This window comes from Glutamicibacter uratoxydans (genome assembly GCF_006539925.1).
GTDB classification, from domain to species: domain Bacteria; phylum Actinomycetota; class Actinomycetes; order Actinomycetales; family Micrococcaceae; genus Glutamicibacter; species Glutamicibacter uratoxydans.
The window spans coordinates 32,614-48,910 of sequence record NZ_BJNY01000010.1 but is presented as its reverse complement, the minus strand read 5'-3'; the positions used below and the strand labels follow the sequence as shown (position 1 = coordinate 48,910).

Genomic DNA, 16,297 nt, shown 5'->3' with positions numbered 1-16,297 from the left:
TGAAATTCCATCGGGTCCGGTTAGAAATTTTTTGGCCGAAGCACGGAACGCGACCAACTGCGAAGCGGTCGTTTAAGACTTGATTCCTTTCAGAATTTTTCGGAACTCGCCACCGAAATGGTTGACCAAACCTGTTTGTTGTCAAACTGTGATACTTCGACAGATGCAAGGAATCGTATGCAGCGTGGCACTTTCATACCTGCTCTCTGGGTGTACCACTGGTCGAATTAGTCTCGCATACACCTCACTGGACCAGATGATTTACTTCATAACCTGCGACTAATTGCGCCGTCCGTCTGGCGTTGGGCTTCCTAAAATTTCTCTAGCGAAAGCTTGAAGTGTGTGTTTGACTATCTCTCACGAGTGCTGAGCGCACTTGATCGATGGTGGCAATGAAGCCACTGGACAAGGAGAGAAATCGTGCAAGACCGTTCCTTTATTGGAATCAAGTCCACAGGTAAGCTCCGCAGAAAACTGGCAGGTGCGGCAGTGCTTGCCGGAGCGATGGCGTTGTGCACGACCCCGATGGCCGTCGCGGCCCCGGGCGTCGATAATCAAGATATCAACTCGAAGAAGATATCGCAGAGCGTTGGCCAGGATGCCATTGAGTACTGGACTCCTGAACGCATGGAAGGCGCCAAGAGCGCTGATTCCCTGATCGCGGGCAAAACTGGTTCAGCGTCAAATGTGGCCGCAGGCAAGCCAGCAAAGATCAAGGGCGAATCAGCTTCGCGGTCGGTTTCCAGTGGAAAGCAAATCCTCAAGGGCAAGCCTGCTAAGCCAACCTCGGAGCCAACAGTTTCGCATATCGGAAAGGTCTTTTTCACACTCGGGGGAGCGGACTATGTTTGCTCCGGTAATGCTGTCGTGTCGGCCAACGAATCAACGGTTTCCACTGCGGGACACTGCGTCAACGAGGGCCCGGGCGCATTCGCTACCAAGTGGGTGTTCGTACCAGCCTATGACAACGGCAACGCACCCTATGGAACATTTGCAGCGACAGAACTTGTTGCTCCAACCGAGTGGACTTCCGGCGGCGACATCACCTACGACACAGCCTTTGCGGTTGTCTCCGATCAGAGTGGCATCAGCCTGACGGACCAGGTCGGCGGATCTGGTGTCGCATTCAACCAGCCCCGAGGCGAGTTCTACACGGCATTCGGCTACCCGGCGGCATCGCCATTCAACGGACAGAACTTGGAATCTTGCAGTGGATCAGCATCTGACGATCCTTATGGGCAGAGCATGTCCCAAGGCATCAGCTGCGACATGACCGGCGGATCCTCCGGAGGCCCATGGTTCTTGGGCACTGGTTCGGATGGATTCCAGAATTCGGTCAACAGCTTCGGCTACGGTTCCGTTCGCAATACCATGTTCGGCCCATACTGGGGCAGCGTCATCGAACAGGCCTACCAGGAAGCTCAGAACTAATTACGCATCGGGGGAACCGAATGAATCAGCCGAAGAACGAACAACCGGCCGCCGAAGTACATAAAATGGCCATGAGTGTTTCCTCACAGATCGCTTATTTCACAGTTGCTCGACAAGAAGCTGCCAGCCCAGCGAAGCTTCGAATCACTGAGAATGGCCGGCGAATCAACGACTGAACCAAAGCAGCCCCGAAACCAAAAATTGGCTGCGACCCTCAATGAGGGTCGCAGCCAATTTTGCGCTTAGGCTTCTTCTGCCGGAGCCAGCTCGATGTTGGCCACAGTCAGCTCGCCGTCAGCGGCAACCAGGGTCAGTTCGCGGGCATTGGCAGCCGACTTCAAGTCTTCGAAGCCTGCTTCAAGCTGCTCGATCACTGCAGCCGGCGCATGGATCTCGCCGGAGAGCACCTCGGTGCGCTGCTTGACCTTTGCATCAGACTTGGCCTTGCGGATGCCCGAGAGCGCATGGCCCACGGTTGGCAGGACCTGCGCGTCGGCGCCGGCAACAGCGGCGGCCAGATGCGCGGTGCTTGGCCATGGTGCCAGATGCACCGAACCGGTGCGCCACCAGCCCCAGACTTCTTCGGTGGCGAAAGGCAGGAACGGAGCGAACAAGCGCAGCACCGAATCCAGCGTGGTGGCCAAGGTGGCTAAGACGCTTGCCTGCTGTGCTTCGCCGTGTCCGCCGTAGGCGCGGTCCTTGACCAGTTCGACATAGTCGTCGGTGAAGGACCAGAAGAAGGACTCGGTGATGTCCAGCGCCCGAGCGTAGTCGTAGTTCTCGAAGGCGCGCTGGGCGTCCTCGATCACGGTGGACAGGCGGGTGAGCAGCGAGTGGTCAAGGCCGTTGATGACCACCGCGGCGTCGTCGGTCAGCACGTTGGCTTCGGTGGCGCCCAGGTTCAGCACGAACTTCGAAGCGTTCAGGATCTTGATGGCCAAGCGGCGGCCGATCTTCATCTGGTTCACTTCGTAGGCGGTGTCGGCGCCCAGCTTGGCGCTGGCGGCCCAGTAGCGCACCGCGTCGGCGCCGAACTGGTCCAGCACGTCGTTGGGAACCACGACGTTGCCCTTGGACTTTGACATCTTCTTGCGGTCTGGATCCAGGATCCAGCCGGAAATCGCAGCGTGCTTCCACGGTGCGCTGTCATGCAGGGAATCTGCGCGGACAGCGGTGGAGAACAGCCAGGTGCGGATGATATCGTGGCCCTGCGGGCGCAGGTCGAAGGGGTAGACCTTGGAGAAGAACTCGTCGTCCCGTCCCCAGCGTCCCACGATCTGCGGGGTAAGCGAGCTGGTGGCCCAGGTGTCCAGCACGTCGGCGTCGCCGATGAAGCCGCCGGCCGCGCCGCGCTGCTCTTCGGTGTAGCCGTTTGGCGCGTCCGCGGCAGGGTCTACCGGCAGCTGGGAGATCTCAGGAAGGATCGGTGCGTCGTAGTTTGGCTCGCCGTGTTCGTCGACCTGGTACCAAACGGGCACCGGAACGCCGAAGAAGCGCTGGCGGGAAACCAGCCAGTCGCCGTTCAGACCCGAGACCCAGTTCTCGTAGCGCGAGCGCATGAAGGACGGGTGGAAGTCGATTTCCTTGCCGCGGGCGATCATCTGCTCGCGGCGCTGCTCGTCGCGGCCGCCGTTGCGGATGTACCACTGGCGGGAGGTGACGATTTCCAGGGGCTTGTCGCCCTTTTCAAAGAAGTTCACCGGGCGGGAGATCTTCTTCGGCTCGCCGTCCAGCAGGCCTGCATCGCCCAGCAGCTCGACCATGGTCTCCTTGGCGGAGAAGACGGTCTTGCCGGAGATCTTTGCGTAGTTTTCCTTGCCGGCCTCGGTAGTGATCCACTCCGGGTTCTCGGCAAGGATGCGGCCGTCGCGGCCGATGATCGGGCGGGTCGGCAGCTGCAGTTCGCGCCACCAGGTGACGTCGGTCAGATCGCCGAAGGTGCAGACCATGGCGATGCCCGAGCCCTTGTCGGCCTGGGCCAGCGGGTGCGGGTGGACGGTGACGGGAACGCCGAACAGCGGCGAGGTCACGGTCTTGCCGAACAGGTGCTGGTAGCGCTCGTCATCCGGATGCGCTACCAGTGCGGCGCAGGCTGCGAGCAGCTCTGGGCGGGTGGTCTCGATGAAGACCTGCTCGCCATCCTGAGCGGTGAATGCGTAGCGGTAGTAGGCGCCTGGCATTTCGCGGTCTTCCAGCTCGGCCTGGGCCACAGCGGTGCGGAAGGTGACGTCCCACAGGGTCGGAGCCTCGGCCATGTAGGCGTCGCCCTTGGCAAGGTTGTCCAGGAAGGCGCGCTGTGATGCGGCGCGGGAGTTGTCGTCGATGGTGCGGTAGGTCATGCGCCAGTCAACCGACAGACCCAGAGTGGTGAACAGCTGCTCGAAGACCTTCTCGTCTTCCACTGCCAGCTCTTCGCAGACCTCGATGAAGTTCTTGCGGCTGATGACATCCCAGTCGCGCTGGTTCTTGGCCGGCTTCTCCGGCGGGCGGTAGCCCTCGATGTACGGCTTGGTCGGGTCGCAGCGGACGCCGAAGTAGTTCTGCACGCGGCGCTCGGTCGGCAGGCCGTTGTCATCCCACCCCAATGGGTAGAAGACGTTCTTGCCATTCATGCGCTGGTAGCGGGCCAACACGTCGGTCTGGGTGTAGGAGAACATGTGTCCTACGTGCAGCGAACCGGATGCGGTTGGCGGGGGAGTGTCGATGGAGTAGACGGCCTCGCGGGTCGTGTCCTCGTTGAAGTGATAGGTGCCCTCGGTGCGCCACCGGGACGAGAGACGTTCCTCCAAGCCTTCCAAAGCGGGCTTGTCAGGAACGGAAACCGTTGCGGGCGTGTCTGTGCCCAAGTTTTCTTCTGCCATGCTTCCATTCTTCCATGTTTTATCGGCGCAGCCGACAACGGGGTGCATTGCCTTGCGCACTGTCCATCAGCGTGGCGGGGGCGTAGCATCGGCCCATGAGCACACGTACAGCGCCGGTCATCCCTCCGCCGGTCATCGCCGGGGCTGCCGCCGGGGTGCAGGTGCTGCTCGCGCGCGGCGGCCATGGCACACCGGCGGCTAGAATCGCGGCGGTGCTGCTCGGCGGCGCCAGCGCGGCACTGGCGCTGTGGGCTGAATCCTCTTTCCGAGCCGCGCAGACCAGCGTCAATCCGCTGCACCCGGAGCACAGCAGCTCGCTGGTGACCGGCGGGGCCAACCGCTATACGCGCAACCCGATGTACCTGGGCATGGTCGGTGCGCTGGGGGCCCACGGGCTGTGGCGCGGATCCGCACGGGCCATGCTGCCGGCGGCCGGGGCGTGGCTGTGGCTGGACCGGCTGCAGATCCCCGCCGAAGAGCGCGTGCTGGAAGAAAAATACGGCGGCAGCTACCGGCAGTACCAGGCCCGGGTACGGCGCTGGATTTAGGTCCCGGCAGCCGGCGGCTGCCACACAGGTAAGACTCCGGCATCGGCTACGCATCGGGTGCCGGCAAGTCCTAGAGTTAAAGCATGACTGACTTTGAAAACCTCGCCCCAACCCGTTCTGCCCTAGTCACCGGTGCTTCCAGCGGCATCGGCCAGGCCACCGTCCGCGCCCTGCGCGCCGAAGGGTGGACGGTCTTCGCCGTGGCCCGCCGCGCCGAACGCCTTGAAGCGCTGGCTGCCGAAACCGGCGCCATCGCGGTGGCCGCCGATGTGAGCGTGCAGGAACAGGTCGATGAGCTGGTGCAGACAGTGGCCGCCCACGGAGGGGTCGACACCCTGGTTAACGTGGCGGGCGGTGCGCGCGGTACCGAATACTGGGCCGATGCAGTGGATGAAAACTGGGAGTTCATGTGGCAGGCCAATGTCATGGGCACCATGCGGCTGACCCGCGCGCTGCTGCCGCGTCTGCGCGAGGTGCAGGGCACCGTTATGAACGTCACCTCCACCGCAGCGCTTGCCAGCTATGAAGGCGGCAGCGGATACAACGCCGCCAAGGCGGCGCAGAGCGCCATGACCGCCGCCCTGCGCCTGGAAGAAGTGGGCAACGGGGTGCGCGTCATGGAACTGCTTCCGGGACTGGTGCACACCGAAGAATTCTCGCTGCGCCGGCTGGGCAGCCAGGATGCGGCGGACAAGGTCTATGACGGAGTGAAGGACCCGCTGCTGGCAGAAGACGTCGCCGAAGTCATCCGCTATGCGGTCAGTTCGCCAAATCATGTGAACTTCGACCAGATCGTGCTGCGCCCGCAGGCCCAGGCAGCGAACCACAAGCTCATCCGTGAAGCCAAGTAGCAAACAAAGGACAGGCGACATGAGCCCACAGACCTCGCAGCGCATGCATATCCTTGCCGCATCCCACGGCACCGACAACCCGCGCGGCCAGCAGCTGATCCACCAGCTGCGAGACCAGTTGGAAGAGCTGGGGCACAGCCTGCCGGTGCAGCTGGTCTGGCATGAAGCCTATGTGGATGTGCAGGAACCGGCGCTGCCGACGGTGCTTGCGGCGCTGCCGGGCGGCGAGCCTGCCATCGTGCTGCCGCTGCTGGTGGCCGACGGTGTGCATACCACGCAGGACATTGCCGGGGCGGTGGCTGGAAGGGACAACACCACCGCAGCGAACCCGCTGGGCGCCCTGCCGCAGCTGGCGCAGGTGCTCGCTTCCCGGGCCCGGGCACAGCTGGCAGACGGCCAGCAGGTGGTGCTCGCCGCGGCCGGAACCAGGCTTGAGGCAGGCCAGCAGCAGATCAGGCAACTGGCAGGTCTCATCGCCGCAGATTTGCAGGGCGAGGTGTCGGTGGCCTACTGCGCCGGGGCCGATCCCCGGGTCGATGCGGCGCTGTCCGCCGCGCAGGCTCCGGTGCTGCTGGTCAGCGCGCTGCTGGCCGACGGCTACTTCCAGGACAAGCTGGCTAGCACGGGGGCGGCCGCGCTGACAAGCCCCCTGTTGCCTGACGTAACCATTGCTCAATGTTTCCTCGTGCGACTTGAAAAGGCGCTGGTACAGGCAGGTTTTATGACCTTGGATGACGAACAATGAGCCGATAAAGCAACCGGCGGTCATGTGACACAACCTGCTTGCAGGCACCCGGGGTCCAGTTCATACGCTGGGTGCCATGACGCAGACAACCACACCTGTTCGACCCAAACGAGCTGCCAAGCCCAACGGCCAATGGAAGATCGACGGCCCCGCCCCGCTGAATGCCACCGAGGAAATGAAGGCCTCCGACAACGGCCTGAATGTGCGTGCACGCATCGAAGAAATCTATGCAGTCAACGGCTTCGATTCCATTGATCCTGAAGACCTGCACGGACGCTTCCGCTGGTGGGGCCTCTACACCCAGCGCGCCCAAGGCATTCCCGGCGGCAAAACCGCAACGCTGAGCCCCGAAGAGCTGGAAGACCGCTACTTCATGCTGCGCGTGCGCATCGACGGCGGCGCCCTGAGCACCGAACAGCTGCGCGTCATCGGCCAGATCTCCACCGAGTTCGCCCGCGACACCGCGGACCTGACCGACCGCCAGAATGTCCAGCTGCACTGGGTGGATATCGTCGACGTGCCGGAAATTTGGCGGCGCCTCGAATCGGTGGGCCTGCACACCACCGAAGCCTGCGGCGACGTACCCCGCGTCATCCTCGGATCCCCGGTGGCCGGCATCGCGAAGGACGAGATCATCGATCCGACCCCGGTCATTGCCGAGATCTCCCGCCGCTATATCGGAAACCCGGAGTTCTCCAACCTCCCGCGCAAATACAAGACGGCGATCTCTGGCCACCCCAACCAGGACGTGGTCCATGAAATCAACGACTTTGCCTTGATCGGCATCGTCCATCCTGAATTGGGACCGGGCTATGACCTCTGGGTTGGCGGCGGGCTGTCCTCCAACCCGCGTTTGGGTGAGCGCCTGGGCGTCTTTGTGACTCAGGACGAGGCAGCAGATGTGTGGGAGGGCGTCACTTCCATTTTCCGCGACTACGGCTACCGCCGTCTGCGCAACCGCGCCCGCCTGAAGTTCCTGCTGGCCGACTGGGGCACCGAAAAGTTCCGCCGGATTCTCGAAGAAGAATACTTGGGCCGCGCCCTGCCGAGCATCGATCCAGGCCCGCAGCCCACCGAACCCGGCGACCACTCAGGGGTGCACGAGCAGAAGGACGGAAAGTTCTTCGTCGGCCTGACCCCGGATGTTGGACGCGTTTCAGGCACCAAGCTCACCGCCCTGGCCGACCTGCTCGAATCCCACGGCTCCTACCGCCTGCGCACCACCCCGCACCAGAAGATCCTGGCCCTGGACCTGGACGAATCGCAGATCCAGGACTTCGTCGGCAACGCCCGCGCCTTGGGCCTGGAAGCCTTCCCCGGCCTGCTCAAGCGCTCTGCCATTGCCTGCACCGGCATCGAATTCTGCAAGCTGGCCATCGTCGACACCAAGAACACCACCATCGATGCGGTCAAGGAGATCGAGTCCCGGCTGGCAGATCACGAGGGCAAGCTGCCCAAGGCGCTTTCGCTGCACGTCAACGGCTGCCCGAACTCCTGCGCCCGCGTGCAGACTGCAGACCTGGGCTTCAAGGGCCAGCTGATCACCAATGACGCCGGCGAACAGGTCTCCGGATTCCAGGTGCACCTGGGCGGCACCCTGGCAGGTTTCGAGAACGGCGAGGCAAGCCTGGGCCGCACCGTGCGCGGACTGAAGGTGGAAGCCGACAAGCTGCCGGACTATGTGGAACGCGTGGTCAAGAACTATTCAGCGCATGCAGATGAGGGAGAATCCTTCGCCGCCTGGGCGCACCGCGTCGAGGAGGACTTGCTGAAATGAGCGGCAACACCACCTACACCAAACACACCACCGACCAGCTGCGCGCCATCGCGGCGGCCGGAGCCGAGGAACTGGGCTGGGACGCCAGCGCGCAGGAAGTGATCGCCTTCGCCGCGAAGCATTTCGACGTCAAGGACGTCGCGGTGGCCTGCTCCATGGCCGACGCGGTGCTCCCGCACCTGGTCGCAGGACAGCTGCCGGGCGTGGACGTGCTCTTTTTGGAGACCGGCTACCACTTCACCGAAACCCAGATCACCCGCGACGAGGTGGCAAGAAATCTCGACGTCACCGTGGTCAACGTCCTGCCGGAGCTGACGGTTCAGGAGCAGGACGCGAAGTTCGGCAAGGACCTTTTTGCCCGCGACGCCGCCGCCTGCTGCCAGCTGCGCAAGATGGACCCGCTGAAGGAGGCCCTGGCCGGCTACGGCGCCTGGTTCACCGGGGTGCGCCGCGACGAGGCTCCCACCCGCACCAACACCCCGCTGGTGAGCTTCGACGAAACCCACGGCCTGGTGAAGTTCAACCCGGTGGCCCCGTGGAGCTTCGACGAGCTGATCGGCTACGCCACCGAACACCAGGTGCCGGTGAACATGCTGCTGGCCCACGGCTACCCGTCCATCGGCTGCCAGCCCTGCACCCGCCCGGTGGCCGAGGGCGAAGACCCCCGCGCCGGACGCTGGGCAGGCCTGTCCAAGACCGAATGCGGCATCCACCTCTAGACCCCAAGGACCTTTCAATGACTGTCACTGCACCAGCCCCAGCCGGCACCCAGCGCAGCGTCCTGGACGCACTGGAAGCCGAATCCATCCACATCATCCGCGAGGTGCTCGCCGAATTTGAGAAGCCCGGACTGCTCTTCTCTGGCGGCAAGGACTCGGTAGTGGTCCTGCACCTGCTGGCCAAGGCCGTCTACCCGGCCCGCGTGCCGATCCCCGTGGTCCACATCGACACCGGCCACAACTTCGGCGAGGTCATCAACTTCCGCGACGCGGTCGTGAAGAAGTACGGGCTGAACCTGGTGGTCGGCTCCGTCCAGGAGTACATCGACCGCGGCGAGCTGAAGGAACTGCCCGACGGCACCCGCAACCGGCTGCAGACCCGCGTGCTGCTGGACACCATCGAATCCAATGGCTTCGACGTGGTCTTCGGCGGGGCCCGCCGCGACGAGGACAAGGCCCGCGCCAAGGAGCGCATCCTGTCCCTTCGCGACGAGTTCGGCGTCTGGGACCCGCGCAACCAGCGCCCGGAAATCTGGAACCTGTACAACGGCCGCCACGAACCTGACTGGCATGTGCGCGCCTTCCCGATCTCCAACTGGACCGAACGGGACATCTGGTCCTACATCCAGCGCGAAAATATCGAACTGCCCCCGATCTACTTCGCCCACAAGCGCCAGGTCTTCGAGCGCGACGGCATGTGGCGGGCGGTCACGCCGGTCAGCCAGCCCGAGCCGAACGAGCAGGTCACCATCAAGCAGGTGCGCTACCGCACGGTGGGCGACGCCAGCTGCACCGGCGCGGTGCTCTCCGCGGCCGATGACGTCCAGAAGGTTCTGGACGAACTGGCAGTGTCCACGCTGACCGAACGGGGCGCCACCCGCGCCGACGACCGAATTTCCGCCGCGGCCATGGAAGACCGCAAATCCGAAGGGTACTTCTAAACATGAGCACCACACTGCTGCGCATCGCCACCGCCGGCTCCGTGGACGACGGCAAGTCCACCCTGGTCGGACGGCTGCTGCACGACGCCAAGGCGATCCTCGCCGACTCCCTGGACGACCTGGCCCGCACCAGCGCCGAACGCGGCTTCGGCGGCGAGGCCGGGGCACTGGATCTGGCGCTGGTCACCGACGGCCTACGCGCCGAACGCGAACAGGGCATCACCATCGACGTGGCCTACCGCTACTTTTCCACCGAAAAGCGCTCCTTCATCTTGGCCGACTGCCCGGGCCACGTGCAGTACACCCGCAACACCGTCACCGGCGCCTCCACCGCTGATGCAGCCATCGTGCTGGTCGACGCCCGCAACGGCGTGCTGGAGCAGACCCGCCGCCACCTGGGCGTGCTGGCGCTGCTGCGGGTCCCACAGCTGATCGTCGCGGTGAACAAGATGGACCTGGTCAATTGGGACGAGGCGCGCTTCACCCAGATCGAATCCGAGATCCACGTGCTGGCCGCCGAGCTGGACCTGCATGCCACCACCGTCATCCCGGTCTCCGCGCTGGACGGCGACAATGTGGTGGAACCTTCGGCAAATGCCGACTGGTATGCCGGCCCGACGCTGCTCGGCCTACTTGAAGACCTCACCCTGGCCCAGCCTGCCGGCGCCGCCCGACTGGATGTCCAGTACGTGATCCGCCCGCAGGGCGGCCTGGCCCCGGGGCTGGATGCTGAATACTACCGCGACTACCGCGGCTACGCCGGCACCCTGGTGGACGGCAGCCTCTCGGTGGGCGACCCGGTGCAGATCCTGTCCAACGGCTACCCGGCGCACAGCACCGTCAAGGCCATCGGCACCCCTGCCGGTCTGGTGCACACCGCGCATGCCGGGGAGGCCATTGTGCTGGAACTGGCCGACGAGGTGGACATCGCCCGCGGCGACACCGTGGTGGCAGGCATCCTGCCCGAAGCGGTGCGCGAATTCGATGCAGATATCTGCGTGCTCGCACCGGTCAAGCTCGCCGAAGGCCAACGCGTGCTGATCAAGCACGGCGCCAAGGTGGCTGCGGCCAAGGTCGCGCAGATCGAGCATGTGCTCAACGTGGCCGACTACAGCCGCGAAGCCGCCGCGACGCTGGCCCTGAACGACCTGGGCCGGATCACCGTGCGCAGCTCGGCGGCCGTCTCGGTGGCCGACTACCGCGACTCGCGCACCGGCGGCTCCTTCCTGCTGATCGACCCGGCGACCGGCCGCACGCTGGCCGCCGGCATCATCCAGGCGCATGATGAAGCGGCCTGAGAAGCCTGCCGGCCAGGCGCAGGCGCAGGAGCAGACAGGCGAGACCGCAGCGGCGGCGGGGGCCGGTCGCATCAGGTTGAGCGCCAAGGCGGCCGGCGGCAGCCGGCGGGGCCGGGCCATCGGGCTGGTGCTGGCAGGCCTGCTGGCCTCGACGGCCGTGCTCACCGCCTTTGTCCCGGCGCCGAACAAGGCAGCCACCGCCAGTGCGGACCAGGGGCCGGCAGCCACGCTGCGCCTGGGCTACTTCGCCAACGTCACCCACGCTCCGGCGCTGGTGGCGCAGTCCGAAGGCTTTCTCGGCAATGAGCTCAAGGCCGGCGGCACCGGGCTGGAAACCCAGATCTTCAACGCCGGCCCGGCGGCCATCGAGGCGCTGAACTCCGGTGCGCTGGACGCCGCCTACCTGGGCCCCAGCCCGGCGCTGAACAGCTACCTGTCAAGCAAGGGTACCTCGCTGAAGATCGTTGCCGGCGTCGCCTCCGGCGGGGCCAGCCTGGTCACCACCAAGGACATCACCACGGTGGAGCAGCTGGAGGGCGCCAACCTCGCCACCCCGCAGTTCGGCGGCACCCAGGATGTTGCGCTGCGCAGCTTCCTGAAGGCCAATGGGCTGGAAGGCAAGACGACAGTCACCCCGAGTTCCAATGGCACCGTGCCGCAGCTGTTCGCCCGCGGGGCCATCGACGGGGCCTGGCTGCCCGAACCGCATGCCTCGCTGCTGGTGCAGAAATACGGGGCACATCGCCTAGTGGATGAATCCACCCTGTGGGACGAGGGGAAGTTCCCCACCACGGTGCTGGTGGTCTCGCAGAAGTTCATCGCCCAGCATCCGCAGACCGTGCAGGAGCTGGTCGACGCCAACGCCCAGGCGATCAACTGGCTCAACACAGCGGAAGATGCGACGCGGCTGGCAGCGGTGCAGAAGGCGCTGAAGCAGGCTAGCGGCAGCTCGCTGGATGACAAGGTCATCGCCTCGGCGCTGAAGGAAGTCTCCTTCGACCAGCAGCCGCTGAACAAGACCTTCGACCAGCTGGTGCAGAACGCGGTATCGGTGGGCATCGGAGAGCCGGGGGACACCGCCGGCCTGGTTGACGAATCATTTATCCGCTCGGAAGGAGGGAACTAATGGGAGTGCTGCTGCACGAAGTGTCGCTCAGCTACCCGGGAACCGGTCTGGTGATCGACCGGATGAGCGCAGAGATTGAAGACGGCGAGTTCATTGCGGTGCTTGGCGCCTCGGGCTGCGGCAAGTCCTCGCTGCTGAACATCATCTCCGGGCTGCTGGCCCCCAGCGCAGGCTGGCTGGAGGTTCCCGAAGACGGCGCGGCGTTCATGTTCCAGGATTCAAACCTCTTGCCGTGGCTGAGCGCCGGGGCGAACGTGGAGCTGGCCCTGAAGCTTGCCGACTACCCGAAGGCGCTGCGCGCACAGCGGGTCAGGGAGCTGTTCGAACTGGTCCAGCTCAGCCACGCGGTGGACAAGAAGCCGCACGAGCTCTCCGGGGGCATGCGCCAGCGCGTCGCCCTGGCACGGGCGCTGGCCCAGGACCGCCAGGTGCTGCTGATGGACGAGCCCTTCGCGGCGCTGGATGCCATCACCCGCGACATGCTCCATGAGGAGCTGCGCAACCTGTGGGAGCAGACCGGCAAGACGATCATCTTCGTCACCCACAACGTGCGCGAGGCCATCCGGCTCGCCGGGCGCATCCTGGTGCTCTCCTCCCATCCGGGCCGAATCCTGGAAACCCGGCGCATCACCGACGAACTGCGCCGCAACCCGGCGCAGGCGGCGGACCTGGCCAATGAACTGACAACGATCCTGCGAAAGGAGCAGCGCAAGCATGAGCACACTGACCGAACTTAAAGCACCAGGCGTGCAGGCCCCGGCGCCGTCCGCGGCCACGACGCGCCGGCTCGACGCGCTGGTTGCCCCGGTGATCGCCGTCGTCGTCCTAGTCAGCCTCTGGCAGATCCTGGCCTGGGCCAGCCCGCTGCGCTCCGACCTGTTCCCGGGGCCTGGTGCGGTGCTGGCCAAGCTTCCCGAACTGCTGGCCGACGGCTCGCTGCTCGGGGCCGTGGGCACCTCGCTATTCCGCGCCGTCAGCGGCTTTGTGATCGCCGTGCTGGTCGCCACCCCGATTGCGCTGCTGCTGGCCCACCAGCCGCTGCTGCGCAGGGGAGTGGGCCCGCTGATCTCCGCCATGCAGGTGCTGCCCTCCATCGCGTGGGTCCCGGCGGCGATCATCCTCTTCGGACTGAGCGACGCGACCATCTATACGGTGCTGCTGCTCGGCGCCATCCCGTCGATCATCAACGGCCTGCTCTCGGGCATCGACATGATCCCGCAGCAGTACACCGCGCTGTCCAAGGTGCTCGGCGCCAGCAAACGTGAACACATCCTGCACGTCGAGCTGCCCGCGGCTCTGCCCGGCTACGTTTCGGGCCTGCGCCAAGGCTGGGCCTTCGCTTGGCGCTCGCTCATGGCCGCCGAACTGATTGCGGTGGGCGGATCGCTGGCCCTGGGCGTCGGCTCGCTGCTGCAGCGCGGACGCGATTTGGCAGACCTTCCGCTGGTGATGCTGGTCATACTCGTGATCCTGCTCGTCGGCGCCCTCATTGAACTTTTATGCTTCGCTCCGCTGGAACGCAAACTGCTGCGCGACCGCGGAATGAGCCGGACTGGAGAAAAATAATGACTATCGGACACATCACCCTCATCGGCGGTGGACCGGGTGATCCGGAACTGATCACTGTGGCCGGCTACAAGGCGCTGCTGGCGGCGGACGTGGTGCTGGCAGACCGCTTGGGCCCTACCGCGCTGCTGGCAGAACTGTCGGACGACGTGACCGTAGTCGACGTGGGCAAGACACCCGGATGCCATGTCAAAACCCAGGACGAGATCAATGAACTGCTGGTCAAATACGCTTTAGAGGGCAAGCACGTGGTGCGCCTGAAGGGCGGGGACCCGTTTGTGCTGGGCCGCGGCGGCGAGGAAATGCATTATGCCGCAAAGTTCGGCATCGCCACCCGGGTCATCCCCGGCATCACCAGTTCCATCTCGGTCCCGGCCGCCGCGGGCATCCCGGTCACCCACCGCGGAGTAGCCACCGGTTTCACCGTGGTCAGCGGTCATACCGATCTGGCGGATGTCCCGATCCGCTCGGACCACACCCTGGCCATCCTCATGGGAGTATGCAATTTGCCGAAAATTGTTGAGACATTGCTTACCCGGGGTTTACCGTCAAGTACGCCGATTGCGATAGTTGAGCGAGGTTACTCACAGACGCAGCGCACAACTATCGGTACGCTAGAAGAGATTGTAGTACGCGCCCGCAAGGCCGCAGTGGCGAATCCGGCCGTCATCGTCATCGGTGATGTCGTTCGGCTAGCCCCGGAAGCCTCCGAGACACTGGTAGACCTCCTGCCGCTAGAGAACGCCGAGACCACCGCGCCGGCCACGTTCGTCGACTAAGAAAGAGATGTTGTTTGATGAGTGAAATTATCATCCCAGAGCACCTGACCACCCGTTCGCTGCGCGTAGCCATTGTCGGCGCCGGCCCAGCGGGTATCTACGCCGCAGACCTGCTGAACAAGAGCCAGCCGGTTGCCAGCGGGGCGCTGTCGTTGAAGGTAGACCTCTTTGACGAACTGCCAACCCCCTTCGGTCTGATCCGCTACGGAGTCTCCCCAGACCACCCGCGTATCAAGGGCATCATCACCGCCCTGCACAAGGTGCTGGACAACGACTGGATCGATTTCTACGGCAACGTCGGCCTGGGACGAGACATCACCCTGGAAGACCTGCGCGCCCGCTACGATGCAGTGATCATCTCCACCGGTGCCCAGAAGGACGCCGACCTGAACATTCCGGGCATCGACCTGGAAGGCTCCTTCGGCGGCGCCGACTTCGTCTCCTGGTACGACGCGCACCCGGATGTCGAGAAGAACTGGGACTTGAGCGCCAAGGAAGTTGCAGTCATCGGCAACGGCAACGTCGCCCTAGACGTGGCCCGCATCCTGTCCAAGCATGCCGACCAGCTGCTGGAGACCGAAATCCCTGCGCACATCTACGAGCAGCTGAACGACTCGGCCGTCACCGACGTGCATATCTTCGGCCGCCGCGGCCCAGCCCAGGTGAAGTTCACCCCGCTGGAGCTGCGCGAACTTTCGCACTCCAAGGACGTGGATATCGTCCTGTACCCGGAGGACTTCGAGTTCGACAAGGCTTCCGACGAGCTGATGAAGACCAACAACCAGGTCAAGACCATGGTTTCCACGCTGACCAACTGGCTGATCGAACAGGAAGAGCGCGAAGAAGCTCCCAGTGCCTCGCGCCGCCTGCACCTGCACTTCCTGCAGTCCCCGGTCGAGGTACTCGGCACCGACGGCAAGGTCAGCGGCCTGAAGTTCGAACGCAATGAGCTGGACGGCAAGGGCGGCGCCCGCGGCACCGGCGAGTTCATCGAATACCCGGTCCAGGCGCTCTACCGCGCTGTGGGCTACTTCGGTTCGGCCGTGGACGGCATCGAGTACGACGGCGCCAAGGGCGTGCTGCCGAACATCGAAGGCCGCGTACTGGACGCCTCCGGCACCCATGTCACCGGCCTGTACGCCACCGGCTGGATCAAGCGCGGCCCGATCGGCCTGATCGGCCACACCAAGGGCGATGCGCTGGAGACTACCACCCACCTGCTTGAGGATCTGGGCAACCTGGCCCACCCAACCATCGACGAGCCGATCGCCGCCCTGCTGGAAGCGCGCGGCGTCGAGTTCTCCGACTGGGAAGGCTGGAAGAGCCTGGACGAGCACGAGAAGGACCTCGGTGCGGCCGAAGGAACCGTGGCCACCCGCTTCGGCGACATCACCCGCGACCGCGTGAAGGTCGTCGAGCGCGATGCAATGCTCGAATTCTCCCGTGCAAAAAAATTAGCTGAGAGCCTGTAAGCTTCACCCCAGGCTCTTGATGATGCCCTAGGCCGCCAACACCAGTTGGCGGCCTAGGGCATTGTCTGTTTAACCGGGCTTTCCGCTGTATGACAGCCGCCCTGCCCAGAACTGTCGGCAAAATTCCCGGCGGTTTTCTCTTTGCAACGCCCCGAATACGGCAAATACGACGCTGGACAAGGG

14 protein-coding genes are annotated in these 16,297 nt (G+C 64.4%); 13 read left to right on the top strand and 1 reads right to left on the bottom strand.

Annotated features, from left to right (window positions below):
* Positions 1-420: 420 nt before the first annotated feature.
* Positions 421-1,431, top strand: coding sequence for a trypsin-like serine peptidase (locus AUR04nite_RS09650; protein ID WP_141364407.1), 1,011 nt, complete (start codon positions 421-423; stop codon positions 1,429-1,431).
* Positions 1,432-1,673: 242 nt separating this feature from the next.
* Here the strand turns inward: AUR04nite_RS09650 and valS are convergent, their stop codons facing one another.
* Positions 1,674-4,292, bottom strand: coding sequence for a valine--tRNA ligase (gene valS, locus AUR04nite_RS09645; RefSeq protein WP_141364405.1), 2,619 nt, complete (start codon positions 4,290-4,292; stop codon positions 1,674-1,676).
* 95 nt (positions 4,293-4,387) lie between these two features.
* On the opposite strand from valS, the gene AUR04nite_RS09640 reads away from it, so the two are divergent.
* The 12 genes from AUR04nite_RS09640 to AUR04nite_RS09585 all read left to right on the top strand — a co-directional run bounded on the left by AUR04nite_RS09640 (position 4,388) and on the right by AUR04nite_RS09585 (position 16,114).
* Positions 4,388-4,840 (top strand): methyltransferase family protein, encoded by a 453-nt coding sequence (locus AUR04nite_RS09640; protein ID WP_141364403.1) that lies wholly within the window; start codon positions 4,388-4,390, stop codon positions 4,838-4,840.
* Positions 4,841-4,923: 83 nt separating this feature from the next.
* A complete protein-coding gene (locus tag AUR04nite_RS09635; protein WP_141364401.1) occupies positions 4,924-5,691 on the top strand; it encodes an SDR family oxidoreductase in 768 nt (255 codons plus the stop codon).
* A 19-nt stretch (positions 5,692-5,710) separates the two neighbouring features.
* Positions 5,711-6,436 carry a sirohydrochlorin chelatase gene (locus AUR04nite_RS09630; RefSeq protein ID WP_141364399.1) on the top strand — a complete coding sequence of 242 codons (726 nt, stop codon included), beginning with the start codon at positions 5,711-5,713 and terminating at the stop codon, positions 6,434-6,436.
* Between the two features lie 76 nt (positions 6,437-6,512).
* Positions 6,513-8,213 carry a nitrite/sulfite reductase gene (locus AUR04nite_RS09625; RefSeq protein ID WP_141364397.1) on the top strand — a complete coding sequence of 567 codons (1,701 nt, stop codon included), beginning with the start codon at positions 6,513-6,515 and terminating at the stop codon, positions 8,211-8,213.
* Entirely contained in the window at positions 8,210-8,932 is a 723-nt protein-coding gene (locus AUR04nite_RS09620; protein WP_141364395.1) for a phosphoadenylyl-sulfate reductase, read from the top strand. The genes AUR04nite_RS09625 and AUR04nite_RS09620 overlap by 4 nt, the downstream gene beginning before the upstream one ends.
* A 17-nt stretch (positions 8,933-8,949) precedes the next feature.
* Positions 8,950-9,873, top strand: coding sequence for a sulfate adenylyltransferase subunit CysD (gene cysD, locus AUR04nite_RS09615; protein ID WP_141364393.1), 924 nt, complete (start codon positions 8,950-8,952; stop codon positions 9,871-9,873).
* 2 nt (positions 9,874-9,875) lie between these two features.
* Entirely contained in the window at positions 9,876-11,171 is a 1,296-nt protein-coding gene (locus AUR04nite_RS09610; RefSeq protein ID WP_141364391.1) for a sulfate adenylyltransferase subunit 1, read from the top strand.
* Positions 11,155-12,297, top strand: a complete 1,143-nt coding sequence (locus AUR04nite_RS09605) for an ABC transporter substrate-binding protein (protein ID WP_141364388.1) — start codon at positions 11,155-11,157, stop codon at positions 12,295-12,297. The genes AUR04nite_RS09610 and AUR04nite_RS09605 overlap by 17 nt, the downstream gene beginning before the upstream one ends.
* Positions 12,297-13,034 (top strand): ABC transporter ATP-binding protein, encoded by a 738-nt coding sequence (locus AUR04nite_RS09600; protein ID WP_141364386.1) that lies wholly within the window; start codon positions 12,297-12,299, stop codon positions 13,032-13,034. The genes AUR04nite_RS09605 and AUR04nite_RS09600 overlap by 1 nt, the downstream gene beginning before the upstream one ends.
* Positions 13,012-13,863: an ABC transporter permease gene (locus tag AUR04nite_RS09595; protein WP_141364384.1), complete on the top strand. Its 852-nt coding sequence runs from the start codon at positions 13,012-13,014 to the stop codon at positions 13,861-13,863. The genes AUR04nite_RS09600 and AUR04nite_RS09595 overlap by 23 nt, the downstream gene beginning before the upstream one ends.
* Positions 13,863-14,642 (top strand): uroporphyrinogen-III C-methyltransferase, encoded by a 780-nt coding sequence (gene cobA / locus AUR04nite_RS09590; protein WP_141364382.1) that lies wholly within the window; start codon positions 13,863-13,865, stop codon positions 14,640-14,642. Before AUR04nite_RS09595 ends, cobA begins: the two co-directional genes overlap by 1 nt.
* Positions 14,643-14,659: 17 nt before the next feature.
* Positions 14,660-16,114, top strand: a complete 1,455-nt coding sequence (locus AUR04nite_RS09585) for an FAD-dependent oxidoreductase (RefSeq protein WP_141364380.1) — start codon at positions 14,660-14,662, stop codon at positions 16,112-16,114.
* The last annotated feature ends 183 nt before the right edge of the window (positions 16,115-16,297 follow it).

Bases quoted from the DNA above. Each gene is read 5' to 3' on its own strand.
- valS (WP_141364405.1), bottom strand. From the start codon at position 4,292: ATGGCAGAAGAAAACTTGGGCACAGACACGCCCGCAACGGTTTCCGTT.
- AUR04nite_RS09640 (WP_141364403.1), top strand. From the start codon at position 4,388: ATGAGCACACGTACAGCGCCGGTCATCCCTCCGCCGGTCATCGCCGGG.
- AUR04nite_RS09635 (WP_141364401.1), top strand. From the start codon at position 4,924: ATGACTGACTTTGAAAACCTCGCCCCAACCCGTTCTGCCCTAGTCACC.
- AUR04nite_RS09630 (WP_141364399.1), top strand. From the start codon at position 5,711: ATGAGCCCACAGACCTCGCAGCGCATGCATATCCTTGCCGCATCCCAC.
- AUR04nite_RS09625 (WP_141364397.1), top strand. From the start codon at position 6,513: ATGACGCAGACAACCACACCTGTTCGACCCAAACGAGCTGCCAAGCCC.
- AUR04nite_RS09620 (WP_141364395.1), top strand. From the start codon at position 8,210: ATGAGCGGCAACACCACCTACACCAAACACACCACCGACCAGCTGCGC.
- cysD (WP_141364393.1), top strand. From the start codon at position 8,950: ATGACTGTCACTGCACCAGCCCCAGCCGGCACCCAGCGCAGCGTCCTG.
- AUR04nite_RS09610 (WP_141364391.1), top strand. From the start codon at position 9,876: ATGAGCACCACACTGCTGCGCATCGCCACCGCCGGCTCCGTGGACGAC.
- AUR04nite_RS09605 (WP_141364388.1), top strand. From the start codon at position 11,155: ATGATGAAGCGGCCTGAGAAGCCTGCCGGCCAGGCGCAGGCGCAGGAG.
- AUR04nite_RS09600 (WP_141364386.1), top strand. From the start codon at position 12,297: ATGGGAGTGCTGCTGCACGAAGTGTCGCTCAGCTACCCGGGAACCGGT.
- AUR04nite_RS09595 (WP_141364384.1), top strand. From the start codon at position 13,012: ATGAGCACACTGACCGAACTTAAAGCACCAGGCGTGCAGGCCCCGGCG.
- cobA (WP_141364382.1), top strand. From the start codon at position 13,863: ATGACTATCGGACACATCACCCTCATCGGCGGTGGACCGGGTGATCCG.
- AUR04nite_RS09585 (WP_141364380.1), top strand. From the start codon at position 14,660: ATGAGTGAAATTATCATCCCAGAGCACCTGACCACCCGTTCGCTGCGC.